22 protein-coding genes are annotated in these 25,581 nt (G+C 70.5%); 13 read left to right on the top strand and 9 right to left on the bottom strand.

The window, feature by feature from the left end:
• Nucleotides 1–180: 180 nt before the first annotated feature.
• From tkt to pgl, 6 genes are read left to right on the top strand one after another with little or no spacing between them, the layout of a single operon-like run.
• Nucleotides 181–2,271 carry a transketolase gene (gene tkt / locus BMW88_RS32440; RefSeq protein WP_089958312.1) on the top strand — a complete coding sequence of 697 codons (2,091 nt, stop codon included), beginning with the start codon at nt 181–183 and terminating at the stop codon, nt 2,269–2,271.
• Entirely contained in the window at nt 2,268–3,380 is a 1,113-nt protein-coding gene (gene tal / locus BMW88_RS32435; protein WP_089958310.1) for a transaldolase, read from the top strand. Before tkt ends, tal begins: the two co-directional genes overlap by 4 nt.
• 25 nt (nt 3,381–3,405) lie before the next feature.
• Complete coding sequence (locus BMW88_RS32430) at nt 3,406–4,992, top strand: glucose-6-phosphate isomerase (protein WP_245778200.1); 1,587 nt, start codon at nt 3,406–3,408, stop codon at nt 4,990–4,992.
• Entirely contained in the window at nt 4,989–6,530 is a 1,542-nt protein-coding gene (gene zwf / locus BMW88_RS32425; protein WP_089958303.1) for a glucose-6-phosphate dehydrogenase, read from the top strand. Before BMW88_RS32430 ends, zwf begins: the two co-directional genes overlap by 4 nt.
• Complete coding sequence (opcA, locus tag BMW88_RS32420; RefSeq protein WP_089958301.1) at nt 6,527–7,552, top strand: glucose-6-phosphate dehydrogenase assembly protein OpcA; 1,026 nt, start codon at nt 6,527–6,529, stop codon at nt 7,550–7,552. The genes zwf and opcA overlap by 4 nt, the downstream gene beginning before the upstream one ends.
• Nucleotides 7,549–8,328, top strand: a complete 780-nt coding sequence (gene pgl, locus BMW88_RS32415; protein WP_089958298.1) for a 6-phosphogluconolactonase — start codon at nt 7,549–7,551, stop codon at nt 8,326–8,328. Before opcA ends, pgl begins: the two co-directional genes overlap by 4 nt.
• 127 nt (nt 8,329–8,455) lie before the next feature.
• Here pgl and BMW88_RS32410 read toward each other — a convergent pair whose 3' ends face one another.
• A complete protein-coding gene (locus tag BMW88_RS32410; RefSeq protein ID WP_089958296.1) occupies nt 8,456–9,310 on the bottom strand; it encodes a variant leucine-rich repeat-containing protein in 855 nt (284 codons plus the stop codon).
• Between the two features lie 22 nt (nt 9,311–9,332).
• Here BMW88_RS32410 and BMW88_RS32405 point away from each other — a divergent pair, with 22 nt between their 5' ends.
• Both BMW88_RS32405 and BMW88_RS32400 read left to right on the top strand, forming a co-directional pair.
• Entirely contained in the window at nt 9,333–9,836 is a 504-nt protein-coding gene (locus BMW88_RS32405) for a hypothetical protein (RefSeq protein ID WP_143116377.1), read from the top strand.
• 102 nt (nt 9,837–9,938) lie between these two features.
• Nucleotides 9,939–12,752: a substrate-binding domain-containing protein gene (locus tag BMW88_RS32400; protein ID WP_089958291.1), complete on the top strand. Its 2,814-nt coding sequence runs from the start codon at nt 9,939–9,941 to the stop codon at nt 12,750–12,752.
• Here BMW88_RS32400 and BMW88_RS32395 read toward each other — a convergent pair.
• A complete protein-coding gene (locus tag BMW88_RS32395) occupies nt 12,740–13,129 on the bottom strand; it encodes a response regulator (RefSeq protein WP_089958288.1) in 390 nt (129 codons plus the stop codon). The two genes, BMW88_RS32400 and BMW88_RS32395, sit on opposite strands and share 13 nt — an antisense overlap.
• Before the next feature lie 194 nt (nt 13,130–13,323).
• Between BMW88_RS32395 and BMW88_RS32390 the strand changes: the two genes are divergently transcribed.
• The 3 genes from BMW88_RS32390 to BMW88_RS32380 all read left to right on the top strand — a co-directional run bounded on the left by BMW88_RS32390 (nt 13,324) and on the right by BMW88_RS32380 (nt 16,031).
• Nucleotides 13,324–13,950 (top strand): DUF4360 domain-containing protein, encoded by a 627-nt coding sequence (locus tag BMW88_RS32390; protein WP_089958286.1) that lies wholly within the window; start codon nt 13,324–13,326, stop codon nt 13,948–13,950.
• Between the two features lie 62 nt (nt 13,951–14,012).
• Nucleotides 14,013–14,642 (top strand): DUF4360 domain-containing protein, encoded by a 630-nt coding sequence (locus BMW88_RS32385; protein WP_089958283.1) that lies wholly within the window; start codon nt 14,013–14,015, stop codon nt 14,640–14,642.
• Nucleotides 14,643–14,774: 132 nt separating this feature from the next.
• Nucleotides 14,775–16,031, top strand: coding sequence for a sensor histidine kinase (locus tag BMW88_RS32380; RefSeq protein WP_089958280.1), 1,257 nt, complete (start codon nt 14,775–14,777; stop codon nt 16,029–16,031).
• A gap of 60 nt (nt 16,032–16,091) precedes the next feature.
• Here BMW88_RS32380 and BMW88_RS32375 read toward each other — a convergent pair whose 3' ends face one another.
• The gene (locus BMW88_RS32375) at nt 16,092–17,690 is read right to left on the bottom strand and encodes a serine/threonine-protein kinase (RefSeq protein WP_089958278.1); all 1,599 of its coding nucleotides are present in this window, start codon (nt 17,688–17,690) and stop codon (nt 16,092–16,094) included.
• On the bottom strand, nt 17,687–18,409 hold the full coding sequence (locus BMW88_RS32370; RefSeq protein ID WP_089958275.1) for a hypothetical protein: 723 nt from the start codon (nt 18,407–18,409) through the stop codon (nt 17,687–17,689). The genes BMW88_RS32375 and BMW88_RS32370 overlap by 4 nt, the downstream gene beginning before the upstream one ends.
• Nucleotides 18,410–18,535: 126 nt before the next feature.
• Between BMW88_RS32370 and BMW88_RS43675 the strand changes: the two genes are divergently transcribed.
• Nucleotides 18,536–19,363, top strand: a complete 828-nt coding sequence (locus BMW88_RS43675) for a hypothetical protein (protein ID WP_245778199.1) — start codon at nt 18,536–18,538, stop codon at nt 19,361–19,363.
• 76 nt (nt 19,364–19,439) lie between these two features.
• Here the strand turns inward: BMW88_RS43675 and BMW88_RS32360 are convergent, their stop codons facing one another.
• The 5 genes from BMW88_RS32360 to gap form a co-directional block, all read right to left on the bottom strand.
• Complete coding sequence (locus BMW88_RS32360) at nt 19,440–19,784, bottom strand: RNA polymerase-binding protein RbpA (protein ID WP_030470277.1); 345 nt, start codon at nt 19,782–19,784, stop codon at nt 19,440–19,442.
• Between the two features lie 66 nt (nt 19,785–19,850).
• The gene (gene secG, locus BMW88_RS32355) at nt 19,851–20,090 is read right to left on the bottom strand and encodes a preprotein translocase subunit SecG (protein ID WP_089958273.1); all 240 of its coding nucleotides are present in this window, start codon (nt 20,088–20,090) and stop codon (nt 19,851–19,853) included.
• 95 nt (nt 20,091–20,185) lie between these two features.
• Nucleotides 20,186–20,974, bottom strand: coding sequence for a triose-phosphate isomerase (tpiA, locus tag BMW88_RS32350; protein WP_089958270.1), 789 nt, complete (start codon nt 20,972–20,974; stop codon nt 20,186–20,188).
• Nucleotides 20,974–22,167 carry a phosphoglycerate kinase gene (locus tag BMW88_RS32345; RefSeq protein ID WP_089958268.1) on the bottom strand — a complete coding sequence of 398 codons (1,194 nt, stop codon included), beginning with the start codon at nt 22,165–22,167 and terminating at the stop codon, nt 20,974–20,976. Before BMW88_RS32345 ends, tpiA begins: the two co-directional genes overlap by 1 nt.
• 15 nt (nt 22,168–22,182) lie before the next feature.
• The gene (gene gap, locus BMW88_RS32340; RefSeq protein WP_089958425.1) at nt 22,183–23,187 is read right to left on the bottom strand and encodes a type I glyceraldehyde-3-phosphate dehydrogenase; all 1,005 of its coding nucleotides are present in this window, start codon (nt 23,185–23,187) and stop codon (nt 22,183–22,185) included.
• Between the two features lie 311 nt (nt 23,188–23,498).
• On the opposite strand from gap, the gene BMW88_RS32335 reads away from it, so the two are divergent.
• The gene (locus tag BMW88_RS32335) at nt 23,499–25,571 is read left to right on the top strand and encodes an acyltransferase family protein (protein ID WP_177221524.1); all 2,073 of its coding nucleotides are present in this window, start codon (nt 23,499–23,501) and stop codon (nt 25,569–25,571) included.
• Nucleotides 25,572–25,581 lie beyond the last annotated feature (10 nt).

The following is a 25,581-nucleotide window of genomic DNA, read 5'->3' as shown; positions in this document are numbered from 1 at the left end:
ACAGCCCGTTCGGGTACTGGTGTGCCTCGGCACACATCCGCCTGAGACCTTTCAGAGCACCTTCTGAATCTCTCAGGACTAGGCTGGCCGGAGGACGAGGGAGAGACGCGGGCCAGGCCGTTCGGGATCGATTCACCCACGAGCCGCCCGCCCTAGCGACAAGAGTGGAGCTGTAAGTCCGTGAGCGTGACCGACGACATCACCCGGCTCACCAAGGCCGATCTGCCTGATGACTGGACGGAGCTCGACAAGCGCGCCGTCGACACCGCTCGGGTGCTCGCGGCGGACGCCGTGCAGAACGTCGGCAACGGCCATCCCGGCACCGCCATGAGCCTCGCGCCGCTGGCGTACACGCTGTTCCAGCGGGTGCTGCGGCACGACCCCGCCGACCCCGACTGGATCGGCCGCGACCGGTTCGTGCTCTCCGCGGGCCACTCCAGCCTGACGCTCTACGTCCAGCTCTTCCTGTCCGGCTACGGCCTGGAGCTCGACGACCTCAAGCACCTGCGCAAGTGGGGCTCGAAGACGCCGGGCCACCCGGAGCACGGGCACACGAAGGGCGTCGAGATCACCACCGGCCCGCTGGGCTCCGGTCTCGCCTCCGCGGTCGGCATGGCGATGGCCGCCCGCCGCGAGCGCGGCCTGTTCGACCCGGACGCCGCGCCGGGCACGAGCCCGTTCGACCACCACATCTACGTGATCGCGTCCGACGGCGACATCGAGGAGGGCGTCACCTCCGAGGCCTCGTCGCTCGCCGGCACGCAGCAGCTGGGCAACCTGGTCGTCTTCTACGACGACAACAAGATCTCCATCGAGGACGACACCACGATCGCGCTGTCCGAGGACACCGCGAAGCGCTACGAGGCCTACGGCTGGCACGTGCAGGTCGTGGAGTCCGGCGAGAACGTCAAGGGCATCCTCGAGGCCGTCGAGAAGGCCAAGGCCGTCACCGACAAGCCGTCGTTCATCCTGCTGCGCACGATCATCGGCTACCCGGCCCCGAACAAGCAGAACACCGGTGCCGCGCACGGCGCCGCGCTGGGCGTCGACGAGGTCAAGGCCACCAAGGAGATCCTCGGCTTCGACCCGGAGCAGACCTTCGAGGTCGCCGACGAGGTCCTCAGCCACGCCCGCGAGGTCGTGAAGCGCGGCGAGCAGGCCAAGGCCGAGTGGCAGCAGGGCTTCGACGCGTGGGCGTCGGCGAACCCGGAGAACAAGGCGCTGCTCGACCGCCTGGTCTCCCGCGAGCTGCCGCAGGGCTGGGACGCCGACCTGCCCGCCTACGAGGTGGGCGGCAAGGAGATCTCGACCCGCAAGGCCTCCGGTGAGGCCATCAACGGGCTGGCCAAGCACCTGCCCGAGCTGTGGGGCGGTTCCGCCGACCTCGCGGAGTCGAACCTGACCACGATCAAGGACGCCAAGTCCTTCGGCCCGGAGTCGATCTCCACCGGCATGTGGAAGGCCGACCCGTACGGCCGGGTGCTGCACTTCGGTGTCCGCGAGCACGCGATGGGCGCGATCCTCAACGGCATCGCCCTGCACGGCCCGACCCGCCCGTTCGGCGGCACGTTCCTCGTGTTCTCCGACTACATGCGCCCGTCGGTGCGCCTGGCCGCGATCATGCAGGCCGCCGTCACGTACGTGTGGACGCACGACTCGATCGGCCTCGGCGAGGACGGCCCGACGCACCAGCCGATCGAGCACCTCGCGGCCCTGCGCGCGATCCCGGACTTCGCGGTCGTCCGCCCCGGTGACGCGAACGAGACCGCGTACGCCTGGAAGGCCACCCTCGAGCAGCTCGGCCCGGTCGGCTTCGCGCTGAGCCGGCAGAACCTGCCGATCCTGGAGGGCACCTCCGCGGAGGGCGTCAAGCGCGGTGGTTACGTGCTCTTCGGTGACGAGAACCCGGAGATCGTGATCATCGGCACAGGCTCCGAACTGCAGGTCGCCCTGGAAGCCGGAAAGGTTCTGCAGGGCGAGGGCGTTGCAGTGCGTGTGGTCTCCATGCCGTCCGTCGAGTGGTTCGAGAAGCAGGACGCCGACTACCGCGAGTCGGTCATCCCGTCTTCGGTTAAGGCGCGCGTCGCGGTGGAAGCCGGTATCGCACAGCCGTGGTACCGCTACGTCGGCGACAACGGCGAGATCGTGTCGATCGAGCACTTCGGTGCCTCGGCCGACTACCAGGTCCTGTTCAAGGAGTTCGGCTTCACGACGGAGAACGTCGTCGCCGCCGCACGCCGTTCCCTTGACCGAGTGAGGGGTAACAAGTGAGCAAGCCGCATCTCGAAGCACTGTCAGGAGCCGGCGTCTCCATCTGGCTGGACGACCTGTCCCGCGAGCGCCTCACCAGCGGCAACCTCGACGAGCTGATCCGTGAGTGGAACGTCGTCGGCGTCACGACGAACCCGACGATCTTCGCGGGCGCGCTGTCGAAGGGCGAGTCCTACGACGAGCAGGTCCGCGAGCTCGCGAACCGGGGTGCCGACACCGAGGCCACCATCCGCGAGGTCACGACGACCGACGTGCGCAACGCGTGCGACAAGTTCCGCGACATCTACAACTCGACCGGTGGTGTGGACGGCCGCGTCTCCATCGAGGTCGACCCGCGCCTGGCGTTCGACACGGACAAGACCGTGGCCGAGGCGCAGGACCTGTGGAAGACCGTGGACCGGCCGAACCTGCTGGTGAAGATCCCGGCCACCGAGGCGGGCATCCCCGCGATCACGAAGGTGATCGCCGAGGGCATCTCCGTCAACGTCACGCTGATCTTCTCCGTCGAGCGCTACGAGCTCGTCATGGAGGCCTACCTCGCGGGCCTCGAGCAGGCCAAGGCCAACGGCCACGACCTGCGCACGATCCACTCCGTCGCGTCGTTCTTCGTGTCCCGCGTGGACACCGAGATCGACAAGCGCCTGGACGCGATCGGCTCGGACGAGGCCAAGGCGCTGCGCGGCAAGGCGGCCCTGGCCAACGCGTGGATCGCCTACGGCGCGTTCGAGAAGACTTTCCAGGGTGAGCGCTGGGAGGCTCTGAAGGCGGACGGCGCGAACGCGCAGCGCCCGCTGTGGGCGTCGACCGGCGTGAAGGACCCGAGCTACTCCCCCACCCTCTACGTCGACCAGCTCGTCGTCGCCGGCGTCGTGAACACGATGCCGGAGAAGACGCTGCAGGCCGTCGCAGACGGGGGCAAGATCACCGGTGACACGGTCACCGGACGCGCCGCCGAGGGCCAGGAGGTCTTCGACCGGCTCGCCGCCGTGGGAATCGACCTGCAGGACGTGTTCGTCGCCCTGGAGACCGAGGGCGTCGAGAAGTTCGAGAAGTCCTGGGAAGAGTTGCTCGAGACGGTGACGAACCAACTGGCTCAACTGAAGGGCTGATCACGAAGTGACCTCCGTCGACATCGTGAGGTCACCGAACGCCGACCAGGTCAGCACGATCGCTGCTGACCTGGTCGCGGATTCGGTGCCGAGCAAGCTGACCGCGCAGGACCCGACCCTGTGGGGGCCGGAAGCCGAGTCCGAGGCGAGCATCCGCCTCTCGTGGACGACGTTGCACGAGACCTCCCGCCCGCTGCTCGGAGAGCTGAAGGCTCTGCGCGAGCAGCTGCACGCCGAGGGCGTCGACCGCGTCGTGCTCGCCGGGATGGGCGGCTCCTCGCTGGCCCCCGAGGTGATCACGCGGACGCAGAACGTCCCCCTGGTCGTGCTGGACACCACCGATCCCGCCCAGGTCGCCGACGCGCTCGCCGGTGACCTCGAGCGCACGGTGATCGTGGTGTCGTCCAAGTCCGGTGGCACCGTCGAGACCGACAGCCACCGGCGCATCTTCGAGAAGGCCTTCGCCGACGCGGGCATCGACGCCGCGTCGCGCATCGTGGTGGTCACCGACCCCGGTTCGCCCCTGCAGTCGGCGTCCGAGGAGGCGGGCTACCGCAAGGTGTTCCTGGCCGACCCGAACGTGGGCGGGCGCTACTCGGCGCTGACCGCGTTCGGCCTGGTGCCGTCCTACCTCGCGGGCGCCGACGTCGAGTCGCTCCTCGACGACGCGGCGGAGGCCGCCGAGGTCCTGTCGCAGGACTCGCCCGACAACCCCGCCGTCCAGCTCGCGGCCATCTTCGGCGCCGCGCACGCGAACGGCGCGGAGAAGATCGTGTTCGCCGACACCGGCTCCGGCATCGCCGGGTTCGGCGACTGGGCCGAGCAGCTCATCGCCGAGTCCACCGGCAAGAACGGCACCGGCCTGCTGCCGGTCGTCGTCGAGGGCCCCGGCGCCGAGGGCTTCGTGAACGCGCGCTCCGACGCGACGACCGTCGCCATCGGACCGGCCACCGGGTCGGCGAACGTCGCGGTCGAGGGCAAGCTGGGCGCGCAGTTCCTGCTGTGGGAGTACGCGACCGCGCTCGTCGGCCGGGTGCTCGGCATCAACCCGTTCGACCAGCCCGACGTCGAGGCCGCGAAGAAGGCCGCTCGCGCCCTGCTCGACGCTCCGGCGGTCGCGGCCACCGCGCCGTCCTTCGTGGACGGTCCGGTCGAGGGCCACGGCACCGGCTGGGCGCCGCGCGAGGTGCACACCGTCGCGGAAGCGCTCGCGGCGCTGGTCGAGGTGGCGCCCGAGCACGGCTACATCTCGGTTCAGGCGTACCTGGACAGGATCGACGACGCGTCGTTCGCGTTGCTCCGCGCGGAGATCGCGAAGCGGACGCACCTGCAGACCACGTTCGGCTGGGGTCCGCGGTTCCTGCACTCGACCGGCCAGTACCACAAGGGCGGTCACCAGAACGGCGTGTTCATCCAGATCACCGGCGAGTCCGGCGACGACCTGGAGGTGCCCGGCCGTCCCTACACGCTCGCGCAGCTCCAGCTCGCGCAGGCGCTCGGCGACGGTCAGGTGCTGGCCGAGCACGGCCGGCCGGTGCTGCGGCTGCACCTGCAGGACCGGATCGCAGGTCTGGCCCAGCTCGTCGAGGCAGTCCAGGAGGACGGCTCGTGACCACATCCGGCAAGTGGCGCAACCCGCTGCGGGACGCGCGCGACAAGCGCCTGCCCCGCATCGCGGGCCCCAGCGCGCTGGTCATCTTCGGCGTGACCGGTGACCTGTCGCGCAAGAAGCTGATGCCCGCGATCTACGACCTCGCGAACCGGGGTCTGCTGCCGCCGGGCTTCGGCCTGGTGGGCTTCGCCCGCCGCGACTGGGCGGACCAGGACTTCATGAAGGTCGTCCACGACGCGGTCAAGGAGCACGCGCGGACGCCGTTCAACGAGGCGGTCTGGGCGCAGCTCGCCGAGGGCATCCGGTTCGTGCAGGGCACGTTCGACGACGACGAGGCGTTCGACAACCTGGCCTCGTGCCTCGCCGCGCTCGACTCCGAGCGCGGCACGGGCGGCAACCACGCGTTCTACCTGTCGATCCCGCCGGGCGCGTTCCCGACGGTGATCAACCAGCTCAAGCGCGCGGGCCTGGCGCAGGCGCAGGGCGACCAGTGGCGCCGGGTCGTCATCGAGAAGCCGTTCGGCCACGACCTCGCCTCGGCCAAGGAGCTCAACCGCACGGTCAACGAGGTCTTCCCCGAGGAGTCGGTGTTCCGCATCGACCACTACCTCGGCAAGGAGACCGTGCAGAACATCCTGGCGCTGCGGTTCGCGAACCAGCTCTACGAACCCATCTGGAACTCGAACTACGTCGACCACGTGCAGATCACCATGGCCGAGGACATCGGTCTCGGTGGCCGGGCCGGCTACTACGACGGCATCGGCGCGACGCGCGACGTCATCCAGAACCACCTGCTGCAGCTGCTCGCGCTGATCGCGATGGAGGAGCCCGTCTCCTTCAAGCCCGCGGACCTGCGGGCGGAGAAGGTGAAGATCCTCTCGGCGACGCGTCCGGCGGAGCCGTTCGAGGAGACCACCGCGCGCGGCCAGTACACCGGCGGCTGGCAGGGCGGCCAGAAGGTGCCCGGCCTGCTCGAGGAGGGCGGCTTCTCGCCCGAGTCGAAGACCGAGACGTTCGGCGCGATCACCTGCGAGGTCAACACCCGGCGCTGGGCGGGCGTGCCGTTCTACCTGCGCACCGGCAAGCGCCTGGGCCGCCGCGTCACCGAGGTGGCCGTCGTGTTCAAGCGGGCGCCGCACCTGCCGTTCGACGACACCGCGACCGAGGAGCTCGGCCAGAACGCGCTCGTCGTGCGCGTGCAGCCGGACGAGGGCGTGACGATCCGGTTCGGGTCGAAGGTGCCGGGCAACACGATGGAGGTCCGCGACGTCACGATGGACTTCGGCTACGGCCACTCGTTCACCGAGTCGTCGCCGGAGGCCTACGAGCGGCTGCTGCTGGACGTGCTGCTCGGGGAGCCGTCGCTGTTCCCGAAGAACGACGAGGTCGAGCTCTCCTGGGAGATCCTCGACCCGGTGCTGGAGTTCTGGGCGCGCAAGGACGAACCCGCGCTCGAGAAGTACAAGGCTGGAACCTGGGGACCGCCGTCGGCGGACGCGATGACCGCCAGGACCGGAAGGCACTGGAGGCGTCCGTGATCATCGACCTGCCCTCGACCACCACGTCCCAGATCAACTCGCGCCTGGTGAGGCTGCGGGACGAGGGTGGCGCGACCACCCTCGGCCGCGTGCTGACCCTGGTCATCGTGACCGAGGACGGCCAGCGCACCGACGCCGCGATCGACGCGGCCAACGACGCCTCGCGCGAGCACCCGTGCCGCGTGATCGTCGTGGCCCGCGGTGCCCGGCAGGCCGCCCCGCGCCTGGACGCGCAGATCCGCGTCGGCGGTGACGCGGGCGCGTCCGAGGTCGTGGTCCTGCGGCTCTACGGCGAGCTCGCCAAGGAAGGCGCGTCCTGCGTGGTCCCGCTGCTGCTGCCGGACACCCCGGTCGTGGCGTGGTGGCCGTTCGACGCGCCGGTGTCGCCGTCCAAGGACCCGATCGGCCAGCTCGCGCAGCGCCGCATCACCGACGCGGCCGCCGAGAAGAACCCGATCAAGGCCCTGGAGACGCGCCGGGCGCACTACGCGCCAGGTGACACCGATCTGGCGTGGACGCGTCTGACGCTGTGGCGCGCCATGCTCTCGGCGTCGCTGGACCTGCCGCCCTACGAGAAGATCGTCGAGGCCGAGGTCACCGGCGAGGCCGACTCGCCGTCCACCGACCTGCTGGCCGCGTGGCTGACCGACAGGCTGAAGGTGCCGGCCAAGCGCTTCAAGGCGACCACCGGCGAGGGCATCGTCCAGGTCCGCCTTGGCCGTGCGTCCGGTGACGTCGACCTGCACCGCCCGGACGGCAAGGTGGGCACGCTGTCGCAGCCGGGCCAGCCGTCGCGCCGGGTGGCGCTGCAACGCCGTTCGGTGCGCGACTGCCTCGCGGAGGAGCTGCGCAGGCTCGACCCGGACGAGGTCTACGCGGCCGCGCTGAAGTCGCTGTCGAAGGTCTCGAAGGGTCGCGTGCCGTCCGCGAAGCCCGCGGAGGAGCCCGCCGCGGAGGCCGCGGAGCCGGCCAACGGCAAGGCGGCGCCGGTGAAGAAGTCCAAGGCGAAGGCGAGTTCGTGAGCAACGCGCAAGTAGTGGTCCACCGCGACGGCGACCTCCTGGCCGCCGCCGCGGCGGCCCGCCTGGTGACCCGCATGGTCGACGCCCAGGCCGCCCGCGGCTCCGCGTCGGTCGTGCTGACCGGCGGCCGCACCGGCACCGCGGTCCTGGAACACCTGAACCGCAACGGCGCCCGCGACGCCGTGGACTGGTCCCGCGTCGACCTGTTCTGGGGCGACGAGCGCTTCCTGCCGTCCGGGCACCCGGAGCGCAACGAGACCCAGGCCCGCGCGGCGCTGCTGGACCACGTGCCGGTGGATCCCGCCCGCGTGCACGTGATGGAGCCGTCGGACGGCAAGTTCGGCGACGACCCCGAGGCCGCCGCCTCGGCCTACGCCGACGTGCTGGCCTCCCTGGCCCGCCCGGAGGACCACGGCGACGTGCCGACGTTCGACGTGTGCCTGCTGGGCGTCGGCGAGGAGGGGCACGTGGCGTCGGTGTTCCCGGCTTCTCCCGCGGTGTACGAGAAGGAGCGCACCGTCGTCGCGGTGCGGAACTGCCCGAAGCCGCCGCCCACGCGCGTGTCGCTGACGTTGTCGTCGGTGCGGCGCGCGCAGGAGGTCTGGCTGATGACCACCGGTGAGGCCAAGGCCGCCGCGGTGGCCATGGCGCTGACCGGCACGGGTGAGGTGCAGCTACCCGCCGCCGGCGCCACCGGGCGGCGGCGGACGTTGTGGCTGCTGGACACGGCGGCCGCGTCGAAGGTTCCGGCTTTGTTCAAGCCACCGCTGGCTTGAGGTGACAACGGGACGGCCTCCGAGCTTCGGCTCGGGGGCCGTTCTGCTTCTGCGGGGAGGAGCACCGGAGGTCGAGCGGTGCGCCTTGGCGCTCATGCGCTTCGCGGCTTGGTCCGCGCCAACGACTTCACGCTCCGCTCCTGTCGACCAGCTCCTCCATCACGTGCACCGGCAACGACGGGTTGGCCGCCGCGGGCCCCGCCGTGAACTCACTGCCCAGCAACTCGAGGATCGTCTCCACCGGCAGGTTCGGGTGCGCCGCGGCCAGGTGCCGGGCCTGCGCGTCTCCCAGGCACAGCAACAACGTCTCGCCCCGTGCGCCGGGATGCCGCGCGATCGCGCGGTACGTCTCCGCCGACGACGAAACGCACAAAGCCATGTGGTGCAACAACTCCGGTGGGCAGGAAGGGTTCAGCGCCACCCGCGGGCACAGCCGGGGGCCGTGCCGCGGGACGAGCTCGCGCAGCCGGTCGGCGGGCACCTGCGGGGTCGGCGCCACGGCCCCGGCCACGCCGGGATCGGCGTCCGCGACGAACCTCTCGACCAGGTCCGGCGGCAGGCCGGGGTGGGCCGCCACCAGCCTGCGCACGGGCGTCGTGCCGGACTCGGCCAGCGTCCGGAGCTCGGCCCGCGTGGCGGAAGCGATGCGCGGCACCGGGAAGCGGCCGGGGTGTGCGGTCGCGGCCACGTCGGCGAGCAGGTCCAGCGGGAGCGCCGGGGTGCGCAGGAGTTCCTGGCGCAGCGCGCGGGTTCCGGTGAGCCTGCGCAGGACGTGCCCGGGAACGGCGGGGTTGCGGGCCAGCCGCGCGAGAACGCCGGGCTCGACCTCCGAGGCGAGCTGTTCGTAGAGGTCCGCGGGCAGGTCCGTGCGCGCGGCCAGGCAGTGGCGGGCGCTGTGGTGGCGCATCAGGCCGGCGGCGACCGGGGCGGGTGTGGCGGGGTTCGACGCCAGTGCGCGGGCGAGCGCGGCCTCGGAGCTCATCCGCGAAAGGATGGCGGGAGGCGTGAAAGGGCTGGCCGCCAACGCTTCGCGCACCTCCCGGCACGGATGCCGGCTCAGCGAGCCGGCCGCCGAGGGGGGGCAAGGCGTGGTGCAGCACGACTTCGACGGCCGTCGCGGGATCGAGCAGCAGCTCTTCCAGCACGTCCGGAGGCAGCGAACGGGCGGCCCCGGGAAGCTGGGCCCGGACGTCGGGGTCCGGGTGCGCGGCGAGGGTGCGGACCAGAGCGGGATCGCAGTCCGGGTGCCCGGTCAGCACCAGCGCGGCCCGCGGGTTCGCGGCCGGCACGTCCGCGGGGGCGACCCGGCCCCGGTGCAGCAGCTCGGCCACCACCGCGCAGTCGTCCAGCGCCAGCAGCGCCCGCACCTGCGCCGCCGTCAGATCGGGGCGACAGGCCAGTTCGCGGGCCACCCCGGGCACGGCGGCCAGGCGGTCGGCCAACCGGGGAGGCAGGGCGGGGTTCGCGGCCAGACCGTCCAGTACAGCGTTCACCAATCACCCCGGTAGCACGGCGGGCTTTCCCCTCGACACCGCGTATCATCCCGAATTGCGTTGAGCAGCGGGGGTTCTGTGGCGAACGGCAGTGCGAGGCGACGTCCCACCATCGGGATGATCACCGCTGGCCCGCTCATCGAGCTCGCGGGTGAGCAGTGGCGTGGCGTCAGTGACGGCGCTCAGCACCTCGGGTGCGACCTCGTCTGCTTCGTGGGCAGCGAGCTCGACCACCCGGACCCGCACAAGCGTCGTGCCAACACGGTGTACGACCTCATTTCGCCGAACCGGATCGATGCGCTCGTCGTGTGGACCACGCGCGTGGGGCAGCTCATCGGGCCTGAAGGTATGCGCGAGTACGTCAAGCGGTACGCGCCCATGCCCATCGTGAGCGTCGAGACGCCCCTTGCCCAGTGGCCAACCATCCTCATGGACAACCGCAACGGCATGGAACAGGCCGTTGACCATCTCATCGAGGTGCACGGCAAGCGCCGGATCGCGTTCGTCGGGGGGCCGCAAACCCATGCCGGGGCCCAGGAGCGGTTCCACGGGTACGTGGATTCGTTGCGCAGGCACGGGATCCCGGTCGACCCGGCGCTCGTCACGGTGCCCGGCTCGATCATCTGGGAACCGGCCGACGCGGTGCGCGAGATGATCACTTCGCTCGGGGAGCCGCCGGACGCCATCGCCGCCGCCGACGACGACTACGCGATCGGTGTGGTGTCCGCGTTGGAGGAGCTGGGTCTGCGCACGCCGGAGGACGTCGCCGTCGTCGGGTACGGCGACCACGCGAACGTCCGCACGCAGGACCTCACCACTGTGCGGGCGCCGTTTCGCGAGATGGGTTTCCGGGCAGCGGAACTGGCGCTGGCACTGGTCGGGGGCCGGCCGGCGGTGCACCGGCAGACGATGCCGACCGAGCTGGTCGTGCGCCGGTCGTGCGGCTGCCTGCCGACGGGGCTGGGCGGTCACGCGCCCGCGCACGGCCGGCTGAGGACCACCGAGTCGGCGACCGCGGCCACGGTGGCCGACCACCTGCGCAGCTCGCTCGGCCCGCTGTCGGCCCGGCTGCCGGACGGATGGGCCGAGAAGCTGATCGTCGAGCTGATGGCGGCGGGGCGGGGCGAGGTCGAGGGCGCGGAGTTCCTCGAACTGCTGGCCGAGTACATCCGCGCGAGTGCGCGCGCGGGCGGCGAACCGGAGCGGTGGTGGCCACCGCTGTTCGACCTGCATCAGTTCGTGACGGCGCGGATCAGCGACGCGACGATCATCAACAACCTGTGGCTGCGCGTGCAGCTCCTCGTGGGTGATGCCTTCGCCACGGACGCACGCTTCAAGTACCTCTCGCACGAGCGCCACGACCAGACGGTCCGTGAAGCAGGACAACGGCTCATCGCCTCACGGGACGTCGACGAGCTGAAGAACGCCCTCACCGAGGAACTCCCCCGCCTGAGCATTCCCGGCTGCCACGTCATCGCGTACGACACCGCGGGCACGGCGCGCGTGCTCGTCCGCTACGAGAACGACGAGCTCAAGACCCCGCCGGACACCCCGTTCCCCACCACCAGCCTCACGCCGTACCCGTTCTGGCGGGCCGAGCCGTTCAGCGCGCTGGTCGCCCCGCTGCACACCGACGAGGACCACCTCGGGTACGTGATCTTCGAGGAGGGCCCGGCGTCCGGCTGGATCTACGAGGCCGTGCAGCAACAGCTCAGCAGCGCGTTGCGCGGCATCCGGCTGACGCAGGAACTGAAGGACGCGCGCGCACGGCTCGAAGAACGCGTCGGCGAGACAGAGGCGCAGCTACGGCACGCACAGAAGATGGAGGCCATCGGCAGGCTGACCGGTGGCATCGCGCACGACTTCAACAACATCCTCACGGTCGTGAACGGCAACAGCGAGATGCTGCTGCGGCGCACTCTCCCGGACGACCCGCGGCGCGCGGCGATCGAGGACATCCGGCACGCCGGAGAACGGGCCGCGAACCTGACCAGGCAGCTGCTCGCGTTCACCCGCCAGCAGGTGCTGCACCCGGAGTCGCTCGACCTGCGGGAGAACCTGGCCAAGGTCCGGTCGATGCTGCGCACGCTCGTCGGCGACCGCATCGAGCTGGAGATGCACCTGCCGCGGGACGTCGCACGGGTGTGGGCGGACGCGGGCCAGGTCGAGCAGATCGTGTTCAACCTCGCCGTCAACTCCCGGGACGCGATGCCCGACGGCGGCAAGCTGCTGATCTCGATCGCGAACGCCACCCTCGGCGCGGGCGACACCGGGAGGATCGTGGGCGTGCGGCCGGGCGCGTACGTCGTGCTGCGCGTCCAGGACACCGGCACGGGCATGCCCGCGGACGTGCAGGCGCAGGTGTTCGAGCCGTACTTCACCACCAAACCGGTCGGCAAGGGCACCGGTCTGGGCCTGTCCACGGTGTTCGGCATCGTGCAGCAGTCCGGCGGGCAGATCGAGGTGCGCAGCGCACTCGGCGTGGGCACGACCGTCGACGTCTACCTGCCGGTGCCGCACGAGCGCGACGGCACCCCCGAAGCGCCGTGCGCGCGTCGCATCACCTCGCACCGGGGCGTCGGCACGGTGCTGCTCGTGGAGGACGACGCGCAGGTGCGGATCATGACCAGGCGCTCGCTGGAGACCGCGGGCTACGCGGTGATCGAGGCGGGTGACGGGCAGGAGGCGCTCCAGCTCGCGACGGCGCACCGCAGCACCATCGACCTCGTGCTCACCGACGTCGTGATGCCGAAGATGGGCGGTCCCGAGCTCGTCCGGCTGCTCCGCTCGACCGGCGCGGCGCCCGCGGTGATCTACATGTCCGGGTACACGACCGACGAGGTCCTCGACGACGAGGTGCTGATCACCAAGCCGTACGCGGAGTCCGACCTGCTCGAACGGGTGCGCGACGTGCTGCGTCAAGACGCCTGAGCGCGCTTGGCGAGCGCGGCGCGCACGGTCTCGTCGAGCTGCTCGAGCCGGAACGGTTTCTGCAGGTAGCCGGCGACCTCGTGGCCGGCGAACCGGCGCTCCAGCGCGGTGCGGTCGTGGCCGCTGGTCAGCACGACCGGCACGGTGAGGCCCTCGCGCTCCAGCTCGGCCAGCACCTCCTCGCCGGACAGGCCGGGCATGCTGTGGTCGAGCAGCATCGCGCTGACCTCCGCGCGGCGCTCGCGCAGGACCGCGATGGCCTGCTGCCCGTCGCCGGCTTGCAGGACCGCGTAGCCGAGCTCCTCGAGCAGGCTGACGGTGTACCTCCGCACGGGGTCCTCGTCCTCTACCACGAGCACCAGCCCAGCTTGCGACATGCGCGTCAGTATGCCGGAAACTATTCGTTCCCTCAGCACCAGGTGGCCGGTTGTTCACGGGAATTCCTCACGAGCTGCTCCATCAGCGTGACATCCGCCATTCGGGTCACACCATTGGTGGAGGGTCTGCGCTAACCTTCGCGGCACCGCTGCCGCTCCACGCTGAGAAAGAGGCACCAGGAAGGGCCAACTTCATGCGCAAAGCGACGGCAGCAGCCGCTCTGGCAGTGCTGTTCACATTGTCGTCCACACCCGCGCACGCCGAGGTGATTCCTTCGGAACGGGTGACGGTCGACGTGGTGACGGTGAACGGGTCCGGGTGCAGGCAAGGCACCGCGGAAGTGGTCGTCTCGCCGGACAACACGTCGTTCTGGTTGATCTACAGCGACTACCTCGCCCAGGCCGGCAAGGGCGCTCCCGCGACCGACTTCCGCAAGAACTGCCAGCTCCACCTGCAGATCAACGTTCCGCAGGGCTTCACGTACGGCATCGCGGAAGCGACCTACGCCGGTTTCGCCCACCTCGAAAGCGGAGCGACGGGCCACCAGTGGGTGAATTACTACTTCCAGGGTCAATCGGCCACCAACACATGGAAGCACACGTTCGCCGGGCCGTTCGACGACAACTGGTCGATCAAGCATCGAACGGAGTTCGCGGACATCGTCCACGCCCCGTGCGGCGAGAAGAAGAATCTCAACGTCAACAGCTCCCTGCGCGTTGACAAGGGAACCTCGGACGCCAATGCGAACAGTTTCATGACGATGGACTACACGCGCGGAGAAGTGCGCACGCTCTACCAGTTCTCGTGGAAGCGCTGCTGATTCTCCGGTAAAGGCCGCCACCGCCGCCACCCACCCCGTGAGACGCGTCGGAAAGGTGCCCCATGCTCACCGCGGTTGCCGCTGCCCTGCTCGCCTCGTCCATCGTCATCCCGCCCGGCGCGCCGAACACCACGCCGCCGCCCGATCACCTCACCATCGAGATCGTCACGGTCAACGGCTCCGGCTGCCCGGCGGGGACGGCGGCGGTCGCGGTGTCGGAGGACAACAAGGCCTTCACCGTCACCTACAGCGACTACCTGGCCCAGGTCGGCGTCGGTGCGCTGCCGACCGACTTCCGCAAGAACTGCCAGCTCAACCTGCGGGTGAACGTGCCGCAGGGCTTCACCTACGGCATCGCCCAGGCCGACTACAGAGGTTTCGCACACCTGGAACGCGGCGCCTACGCCGTCCAGAAGGCCAACTACTACTTCCAGGGCATGTCGCAGAACGACGCGGCGACCCACCGCTACAACGGCCCGCACAGCGACGGGTGGCAGGCGACCGACACGACCGAGCTCACCGCGATCGTCTACCACCCCTGCGGCGAGCAGCGGAACTTCAACATCAACACGGAGCTGCGCGTCTACCCCGGCACGTCCGACACGGCCACCACGACGAGTTTCGTGTCCATGGACTCGACGGACGGTGCCATCGACACGACGTACCGGTTCAGCTGGAAGACCTGCCCGTAGCAGTGCTGTGACTACCGCACGCGCTCACCCGAGCGTGTGCGGTAGCACATATGTGAGCCGAGCGCCGTACCGATTCGCGTGTGAGGGCGTCTTACCCCCATGACGGGGCAGGTCGGGGTAAAGGGGCAACCAATGCCAACCGCCGCATACGCGCAGTACGGTGGGGATCGGAAGGCTCACAGGGGAGGTCGGATCCTGACCACGACGCTGCTCCCCGCCAGACGACGGCGGGAGGGGACCGCGGCCGGTTCGGGCTGGCCGCTGAGTGGCGACTACCGCCAGGTTCTGATCGACCTGGCGCTGATCTCCTTCGCGGTGCTCGACGTCTGGCTGTACGGGCTGTGGCTCGAGGCCGATCCGGTGCCCGGCCTGCCCGCGGTCGAGCAGTACCAGGTCTGGCTCAACTGGATCGCGGTCGGCGCGCTGGCGCTGCGCCGCCGGTTCCCGTTCGTCACCCTCGTGCTGACCATCCCCGGCTTCTTCGTCGGCTGGTCGCAGCTCGCCGCGATGATCGCCCTGTACTCGGTGGCGCGCCGCTACGTCGGCGCCTGGCAGACCGGTCTCGCCGCGGCACTCGTGTGGCTCTGCCGGTTCGTCGCCTGGCCGCCGCAGGAGCTCATCGAGAGACCGGCGTCGGGGCACTTCCACTCCGCCATCTACGGCTTCCTGGTGGCGGGCCTGCCGATCGCGATCGGCCTGCTGGCGCACGCGCGGCAGGAGCTGTCGAGCCGCATCGCGGAACTGGCCGAGTCGCGCGAGAGAGAACGAGTGCTGCACGCGCACGCCATCCGTGCCGACGAACGGGCCAAGCTCGCCCGTGAGATGCACGACGTGGTGTCGCACCAGGTCAGCCTCATCGCGATGCAGGCGGGTGCGCTGCGCATGGCCGTCGCCGACGCCGAGCACAAACAGGTCGCGGGCACCATCCGCACGTTGTCGACGCGCACGCTCGACGAGCTCCGCCAGCTCGTGTCGGTCCTGCGCACCACCGACGACAACCAGCCCGGCCTCGACGAGCTGCCCGACCTGGCGGCGGACGCGGGCTTCGAGGTGAAGATCCAGCTCAAGGGACCGGTCGAGGACCTCGCCACGCCGGTGTCCGGCGCCGTCTACCGGACGGTGCAGGAGGCACTGACCAACATCCGCAAGCACGCCGTGGGAGCGAGCGCGACCGTGCTCATCGACGCCCACGACGACGACGTGCGGGTCGAGGTGCGCAACACCGCCGCGTCCAGCCCGTCGTCGTCGTTGCCGAGCGGTGGCCACGGCCTGGTCGGCCTGCGCGAACGCGCCACGCTGCTCGGTGGCGCGTTCGCGGCGGGACCGACCGAGGACGGCGGCTTCCTGGTGACGGCGTCGTTCCCGAAGGAACGCGTGGTCAGCGAGTGAACCGCCGGAACGCGGGGAACGAGCACGCGAAGGAGTTCGCCGACCTGGTCGATCAGGCCGTCAAGCACGCCGGGAAGCCAGCGACGCGCTGAGCGCCGCCGCCGCGCCGAGCACACCGCACGTGAGTGCGATCGCCGCCGTCGGCTCGTGCTTGAGCAGTACGGACACCAGCAGCCACACGGCCAGCCCCAGCCCGAAGCCGAGCGGCACCGACGCGACCACCGCGGCCATCCCGGTCTGCCGCCGGCGCAGCGCCCGCAGGTTCGACTCCAGGTACGCGAGCGTGAAGAGCAGCAGCAACGCGGACCCGGTGCCCATGATGCTCAGCCACGGCGACCGGTTCGACACGAGCAGGAACTCCCGCCCGTCCACCGACGCCGTCACCGCTCCGCCCACGATCCAGCGCGCCGCGCCGGGCAGCTCGAACCCGTCCGGCCCGCGCCGCACGTTCGCGAGCTCGATCCCGGCGAGGCTCACCACGAGCTGGTTCCCCTGCTCGGCCACCGGCTCGGTCAGGTCGTGGCCGACCTCGGCCAGCTCCCGGCCGGAGGCCAGGAACGGCACGACGACCAGCGCGAGCAGGGCGACCGCCGCCGCGAGCCACAGCACCCACGGCGTCGCCGGTTTCGCGATCACCCGCGCGGCGGGCACCAGCGTGCCGCTGCCGCCCAGCCGCGCGGCGGGCACCGGGTCCACCAGCGTGGCGCGGATCGGCTGGTGCGTGAGCGAGGCGGTGTCCCGCTCGACCGGCCGCAACGACGGGCGCGCGGACGACGCCGACACCTGCGGCGCCAGGTGCACCGGCATCCCCAGGCGCACCAGCCAGTCCGGGCCGAACAGGTGGCCGGCCGCGCCCGCCAGGTCGATCGCGAACGTCTCGGCGTTGCGGTACCGCGCTTCCGGGGCCCGCGCGATGCTGCGCATCACCACGCCCGCCAGGGGCTCCGGCACGGTCGGCAACGGCCGCGGGTCCTGGTGCACCCGCTTCTGGATCATCGCGATCGGCCCGCCGCCGCGGTCGAACGGCAGGTCGCCGCACAGCAGCTCGTAGAGCATCGTGCCGGTCGCGTAGACGTCGGCCGCGGGCGACAACGCGTTGCCCATCGCCTGTTCCGGCGCGATGTAAGCGGGCGTGCCGAGCACCGCGCCGCCGTGCGTCACGAGCGTGGCGCCCTCCGACACCACCTGGGAGATGCCGAAGTCCGCCACCTTGACCACGCCGGTCGAGGTGAAGAGCAGGTTCTTCGGCTTCACGTCCAGGTGCAGCACGCCGGCCTCGTGCGCGGCGTGCAGGCCGGACAACGCCGCCAGCACAATGCCGCACGACTGCTGCGCGGTCAGTCCATCGCCGGAGAACCGCGACCAGACGGTGCCGCCGTCGAGGCGTTCCATCACCAGCAGGTGCTCGCCCTGCTGCCGGACGTAGTCGTACACCGGCACGATGTGCGGGTGGTCGAGCCGGGCGAGCAGCCGCGCCTCGTGCTCGAAGCGCTCGCTCATCCGCGGGTCCTCGGCCACCGCGTGCGGCAGCCGTTTGATCGCGACGGGCCGGCCGAGCTGCCGGTGCACGCCGCCGTAGACGACCCCCATCCCGCCTTCGCCGATCTGCTCGCCGACCGCGTACTGCGGGAGCGCGGCCACCACGCTCGGCAGGCTCACAGCCGGATCCTCACGGTGTCGGCGTCCAGGTCGGACATCCCCCGCCGCTCACCCGGATGCGGTGTCACGTAGCCGAGGAGCAACGCCACCGCGGCGGCACCGACGATGAACGGGATCTCGGCCGCCGGTGACGGTGCGACGAGCCGCAGCACCGACAACGAGATCACCGCGACGAGCCCGGTCCCGATGCCGGCGGGCAGGAACCGCATGGCGCGCTGCCACCGGTTCGCGGGCAGCCGGCGGCGCGCCAGCGCGATCAGGGCCGCGGTCCACGACAACGCCGTCAGCACCAGCACCGCCAGCCCGAACGCGCCGTACACGGACCACAGCGAGCCCTTGACGTCCCCGGTGGTTCCGACGGACGCGATGGTCTCCCGCCGCACGTCGACGACCTCGATGGTGACCGGCAGGAGACCGATGGCCTGCGAGCCGAGGTCGGAGGGGTCGAGCGGGAACGACCGCGTCTCGGCGGAGCGCGGCGGGACGTCGAACGGGACCGTCGTGTCGTAGGCGAAGAAGGTCAACGCCAGCGCGGTGCCGCTGATCCGCACGGTCTTCACGCGCTGCACGGTGTCCGTGCCGTTGCGGACCGTAACGGACACCTTGGCGGTGTCCGAGGGGTCGAGCACCAGGTTGCCCACCCCGACGGGCCTGCCGTCCACATCGGCCTCGAGCAGCACGGACCCGTCCTCTGCGGAGGCCGCCGGCGGTGCCAGCATAATCCCGCACCACAGCAGTAAACCTGCACCGGCCAAGCGACGTCTCACTAGCACACCTTCGGTTCTGATCCGGGAGTTGGAATGCGGTCTTCAGGCTTACTCGTGGCTCTGGCAGCCGGTGTTACGGTGCTGGTCGCCACACCGGCGACCGCCCAGCAACCACCGGCGGTGACCGCGAGCCCGAACAGCGGCCCCGCCGGTTCCAGCGCGACTTTCACCTGGTCAGGCTTCTACCGGTGCAAGGGCACCGTGCGCATCGGCTGGGGCGGAAGCGTACTGGCCACCGCGCCGTGGGCGGCTAACGGTTCGGTCACCGCGACGATCCCGGCAGGTGCCAAGGAAGGCTCGTACGTCTTCACCGCGAGCGACGAGTGCAACCGCCTGGCGCGCGGCACGTTCCGCGTGACGCCGGCCCCGGTCACCACGACGACCACCCCGCCGGTCACCCCTCCCCCGGTCACGAACCCTCCCGTCACCGCCCCGCCGGTGACGACGCGAACCCCGGTCGTCACGACCACCACGACTCCGCCGGTCACGACGACGACCACGCCGCCGTCCTCGTCGCAGCCCTCGTCCTCCGCGAGCGAGCCGGCCGGCCCCGGCGCCGGTGTCCTGGTGCTGGACAAGGAGAACATCCAGCCGGGCGACGACTTGACCGCGACCGGCACCGGCTGCCCCGGGGGCGCGGACGTCACGCTGAAGTCGCTGGGCCAGGACGTGGGCAGGACCGTGGCCGACGAGAACGGCGAGTTCACCTCGCCGGTGAGGTTCACGGACATCGAGCCCGGCAGGCACAAGGTGCGTGCCGAGTGCGGCATCACCCTGGTCGGCAACGTCGACGTGACGCTGTCGAGCTCGTCGGGCGGCACGACCGGCACGCTCGTGGTGCTGCTGTTCTTCCTCCTGGTCGGTGCCGCGATGCTGCGCCGCCAGTTCGCCGGACTGCGGCGCTGAAAGAAGACGAAACGCGAAATGCCCCCTCTCCGCAGCAGAGGGGGCATTTCGCGTTGTTCTCGTTCGAGCCGAGAGCCTACGGCTCTTCGCGCTGGCGGCGCAGCTTGGCGAGCGCCTCTTCGAGGATCGCCTCGCCGTCCGCGTCGGAGCGCCGCTCCTTCACGTACGCAAGGTGCGTCTTGTACGGCTCGTTGCGCGGAGGCGCGGGTGGCGTCTGCTCGTCACGACCTGCCGGCAGGCCGCAGCGCGGGCAGTCCCAGTTCTCCGGCACCTCCGCGTCGACCGCGAAGGAAGGCCGGGACTCGTGACCGTTCGCGCACCAGTACGACACCCGACGGCGGGGCGCGGACTCGCCGCGCTCCGATTCGCCCATCGGACCTGCGCCGACGCGGGTACCGCGAATCGCGTTACCACCGGACATCGACCGTTACACCCCCACCAAGTGGTTACCCCAAGCCCCGAGGGGCTTCTGCCGCTGAACGGTTGATCAGGCTCCGGGGAGCTTGATCAGCAGCCCGATGCCCACGATGGCGATGACCCAGACCGCGCCGACGAAGAGCGTCAGGCGGTCGAGGTTCTTCTCGACAACGGAGGAACCGGACAGACTCGACTGCATACCGCCACCGAACAGCGAAGAAAGGCCGCCACCACGGCCGCGGTGCAACAGCACGAGCAGCACCAGCAGCACGCTGGAGACGATCAACAGGATCTGCAGGAACAGGATCATTTCTTCCTCGCTGTCAGGCAGCCGACGCCATAGAGTACCTGTTCGACTGCCGAACGTGTGCAACCAGTTGGGACGAAGGGTTTACCCAGATCAACTTAGGGTAGAGGGCCACCGGCGGCCAGAGCGCACAGCTTGCTGAACTCGTCCGCCTGAAGGCTCGCGCCGCCGACAAGAGCGCCGTCGATGTCCTTCTGCGCAATCAGTTCGCTGATGTTCGACGACTTCACCGAACCGCCGTAGAGCACCCGGACGACGGCCGCGGTCTCCTCGCCGTACTTCTCCGCGACGAACGAGCGGACCAGCGAGCACACCTCCTGCGCGTCGGCGGAGGACGCCGTGCGGCCGGTGCCGATCGCCCAGACCGGCTCGTAGGCGAACACGATCCTGGCGACCTGCTCGGCGGTGAAGCCCTTGAGCCCGGCTTCGAGCTGCTGGCGCACCAGCTCCAGGTGGCCCTTGGCCTCACGGGTCTCGAGCTTCTCGCCGAAGCAGAAGATCGGGGTGACCTCGTGCTTGAGCGCGGCCTTGACCTTCGCGTTGACGATCGCGTCCGTCTCGCCGTGGTACTCGCGGCGCTCGGAGTGACCGACCACGACGTAGTGGCAGGCGAGCTTCTTGAGCATCGGGCCGGACACCTCACCGGTGTAGGCACCGGAGTCGTGCTGGGAGATGTCCTGCGCGCCGTACTTGATGAGCAGCTTGTCGCCGTCGACCAGCGTCTGGATGCTGCGGATGTCCACGAACGGCGGGAGAACCGCCACCTCGACCTTGGCGAAGTACTTCTCCGGCAGGGAGAAAGCGATCTTCTGCACGAGGCCGATCGCTTCGAGGTGGTTGAGGTTCATCTTCCAGTTGCCCGCGATGAGCGGGAGCCGGGCTGCCATCAGGACTCCAAAACGCTGATGCCGGGCAATTCCTTGCCCTCGAGGAATTCCAGGGAGGCGCCGCCGCCGGTGGAGATGTGCGAGAAACCGTCCTCGGGCAGACCCAGCGCGCGCACGGCCGCCGCGGAGTCGCCACCGCCGACGACGGTGAACGCCTCGGAGCTCACGAGCGCCTCGGCGACGGCACGCGTGCCACCGGCGTAGGTCTCGATCTCGAAGACGCCCATCGGGCCGTTCCAGAACACGGTCTTGGCGTCGGTGAGCTTCGACGCGAACAGCTCGCGCGACTTCGGGCCGATGTCGAGGCCCATCCGGTCGGCGGGGATCGCGTCGGTGCCGACGACGTCGTGCTCCTGGCTGCCGAACTCGGCGGTGACCAGCACGTCGACCGGCAGCACGAGCTCGACGCCGCGCTGCTGCGCCTCCGCGAGGAAGCCCTTGACCTGGTCGAGCTGGTCGGACTGCAGCAGCGACGTGCCGACCTCGTGGCCCTGGGCCTTGAGGAACGTGTACGCCATGCCGCCGCCGACGATCAGCCGGTCGACCTTCGTGAGCAGGTTCGCGATGACGCCGAGCTTGTCGGAGACCTTCGCGCCGCCGAGCACCACGACGTACGGGCGCTCCAGGTCGTCGGTGAGCTTGCGCAGGACGCCCAGCTCGGTCTCGACGAGACCGCCGACGTACGCGGGCAGCTTCTTCGCGACGTCGTAGACGGAGGCCTGCTTGCGGTGCACGACGCCGAAGCCGTCGGACACGAACGCGTCCGCGAACGACGCCAGCTCGTCGGCCAGCGCCTCGCGCTCCGCGTCGTCCTTCGAGGTCTCGCGGGCGTCGAAGCGGACGTTCTCCAGCATCACGACGCCGCCGTCGGTCAGCCCGCCGACCGCGGAGGTGGCGGACGGGCCGACGAGGTCCTCCGCGAGCGCCACGTCGACGCCGAGCAGCTCACCGAGGCGAGCGGCGGCGGGCGCGAGGGAGAACTTCGGGTCGGGCTCGCCCTTGGGGCGGCCGAGGTGCGCGGTGACGACCACGCGGGCGCCCGCGTCGGCGAGCGCCTTGATCGTCGGCACCGACGCGCGCACGCGGCCGTCGTCGGTGATCTTGTCGCCATCCAGGGGGACGTTCAGGTCGGCGCGCACCAGGACGCGCCGACCTGCGACACCCTCGGCGAGCAGGTCGCTGAGAGTCTTCAACCCACCGCTCCCGGATCAGATCTTGGAGGCGACGAGCTTGACCAGGTCCGCGAGGCGGTTGGAGTAGCCCCACTCGTTGTCGTACCAGCCGACGACCTTCACCTGGTTGCCGATGACCTTGGTCAGCGGCGCGTCGTAGATGCAGGAGTGCGGGTCGGTGACGATGTCGGCCGACACGATCGGGTCGGTCGAGTACTTCAGGATGCCGGCCAGCGGGCCCTCGGCGGCGGCCTGGTACGCGGCGTTGACCTCGTCGACGGTGACCTCGCGCTTGAGCGTGACGGTCAGGTCGGTGGCCGAGCCGGTCGGGACCGGGACGCGCAGCGCGTAGCCGTCGAGCTTGCCCTTGAGCTCCGGCAGCACGAGGCCGATGGCCTTCGCGGCGCCCGTGGAGGTCGGGACGATGTTCAGCGCGGCGGCGCGGGCGCGGCGCAGGTCCTTGTGCGGCGCGTCCTGCAGGTTCTGGTCCTGCGTGTACGCGTGGATCGTGGTCATGAGGCCCTGCTCGATGCCGAAGCTGTCGTTGAGGACCTTGGCCAGCGGCGCGAGGCAGTTGGTGGTGCAGGACGCGTTCGAGATGATCGTCTGCGAACCGTCGTACTTGTCCTCGTTGGCGCCGAGGACGATGGTCAGGTCCTCGCCCTTGGCCGGCGCGGAGATGATGACCTTCTTGGCGCCGCCCTCGTCCACGTGCTTGCGCGCGGCGGTGGCGTCCGTGAAGAAGCCGGTCGACTCGACGACGACGTCGACGCCGAGGTCCTTCCACGGGAGAGCCCCGGGGTCGCGCTCGGCCAGGGCCTTGATGACCTTGCCGTCGACGGAGATGCCTTCCTCGGTGACCTGCACGTCAGCGTCCAGACGACCGAGAATGCTGTCGTACTTCAGCAGGTGCGCCATGGTGGCGACGTCACCGAGGTCGTTGAACGCGACGATCTCGATGTCGTGGCCGCTGGCCTTCACAGCGCGCCAGAAGTTGCGGCCGATGCGACCGAACCCGTTGACACCTACACGAACCGTCACGACGGTCTCCTTGCGTTCGACTGGCAGGTACAGCCCCACCCTATCTGCCGAACTGCGTCGCTGGTCACAGGGATAGTGCGGATCTCTGTATCGAGCCAGACAAACAGGCCCCGACTAGGCCGTTCGGCCGCGGGTCCCGCAGGGCGTCCGGAGGCAGGCGCTCGGCTCCTCCGCCGCCTCGGCGCTGCGGTGCGTGACGGCAGCGGCGGGACCACCACCCCGGAGCGGAAAACGGGGGCCCCGCCTGGTTATCCTCAGCGCCTTTGCTGACACGGACGTACTCCGTGAACCTTCGGAGACGGGAGCGATCCGTGGCGGTCACCTTCACCGAGCGTCCTGTCGAGGTGCTCGACACCCCCCGGCCGCGGCACGCCCTGCGCGGGGACGTCCAAGGCCTGCGGGCGCTCGCCGTCGGCGTGGTGCTGCTCTACCACCTGCGGCCGTCGTGGCTGCCCGGTGGGTTCGTGGGCGTCGACGTCTTCTTCGTCATCTCCGGTTTCCTGATCATCGGCACGCTCACCACCGAGCTGCGCCGCAGCGGGACGATCAGCCTGCGCGACTTCTACGCGCGGCGCATCCGCCGCCTGCTGCCCGCGGCGACCGCCACCCTGCTCGCCGTCGTGGCCGCCGTCGTGCTGCTGCTGCCCCAGTCGCGGTGGCCGGGCTTCCTGCGCGAGGTCGTCGCGGCGGCGCTGAACGCGCAGAACTGGCTGCTCGCGGTGCTGTCCAACGACTACGGGCACGCCACCGCCGGCGCGTCACCGGTCCAGCACTACTGGTCGCTCGCCGTCGAGGAGCAGTTCTACCTCGTCATCCCGCTGCTGCTGATCGCCAGCGCCGCGCTCGCCGGCCGGCTGAACGGCCGCACGGTCCCCTACGCCGTCGGCGCCGTCGCGCTGGTGACGGTCGCATCGTTCGCGTTCTCGGTCTACTACACCCCCGTCGACCACGGAGCCGCCTACTTCGTGACGCCGACCCGCATGTGGGAGCTCGGCATCGGCGGTCTGACCGCGATGGTGCTGCACCGCGTGACACTGACGCGCGCGGTCCGCGAGGTGCTCGGCTGGCTGGGCTTCGGCGCCGTGCTGGCGGCCACCGCCCTCTACACGACGGACATGGAGTTCCCCGGCTGGGTGGCGGCCCTGCCGGTGCTCGGCACGGCGGCGATGCTGGCGTGCGCGGGCACGGCGCTGGCGAGGCTGCTGAGCGTCCGCCCCGTCCGCTACGTCGGTGACATCTCCTACAGCCTGTACCTGTGGCACTGGCCGGTCATCGTGGTGATCCTCGAGCTCAGCGGCGAGGACAGGTTGTCGAAGAAGGAGATGCTCGTCGCCGCGGTCATCAGCTTCGGGCTGGCCGCGCTGTCCAAGCGCTTCGTCGAGGACCCGTTCCGCCGCGACCGGGTCGGCCGCCGCGGCACGTACCTCCTCGGAGCCGTCCTCGTGGTCGTCTCCGTGGTCGCGGCCTCGGTGCCCTGGTACACCGCGCAGGAGCAGCGGACCCGGCTCCTGTCCCGCATGGGGCTCGACGCCGACCACCCCGGCGCGATGGCGCTGGCTCCCCGGTCACCGCGGCCGGCGCCCACCGGCGTGCCGCTGCTGCCCGACCCGGCCGTCGCGAACGAGGACGGCCCCTACGGCACCAGCCCCGACGGCTCCGACTGCCACGTCTACCGGCTCGACTACCCCGAGACCGCCTGCTGGTGGGGTGACGAGGCCGCGCTGAAGACGGTCGTGCTGCTCGGGGACTCGCACGCGGCGCAGTACAGCACCCCGCTGATCGACTTCGCCCGCGGCGCGGGCAAGGGGCTGTGGAAGGTGCGGGCGATGACCCGCAACGGCTGCCCGTTCAACGCGGTGCCCCCGGCGGAGGCCGGCACGCCGTTGACGGTGTGCTCCGACCAGAACCGCGTCGTGCTCGACCGCGTCAGGGACCTCAAGCCGGACCTCGTGGTGCTGTCCGGCATGAGCCGCGAGTCCTACGTCAGCGACCTGAAGTGGACGTGGCAGTCCCGCGAGGACATGGTGCGCGGCTACCGGGAGATGCTGACCGCGTTCTCCGCCGCCGGCATCCCGGTCGCGGTGATCAAGGACCTGCCCCGGCCGAACAGCCAGGTGCCGCGCTGCCTGGAACGCAACGCCGACGACCCGGCCGCGTGCGGCACGCCGCAGGCGGAGGCGTTCCGGGGCGAGGGCGACCCGCTCGTGGCGGCGGCCGAGGGCGTCTCCGGCGTCGAGGTCGTCGACCTGACGTCGTGGTACTGCCGCGACGACGTCTGCCCCGCGGTGGTCGGCAACGTCGTGGTGTACCGGAACAACCACGTGACCAACACCTACGTGCGCACCTTGGCGACGCCGTTGCTCACCGGACTGGGACTGATCTAGCACTCGGGTG

Source organism: Lentzea xinjiangensis, assembly GCF_900110955.1.
GTDB lineage: Bacteria > Actinomycetota > Actinomycetes > Mycobacteriales > Pseudonocardiaceae > Lentzea > Lentzea xinjiangensis.
This window is presented reverse-complemented; position numbering and strand designations above follow the sequence as displayed.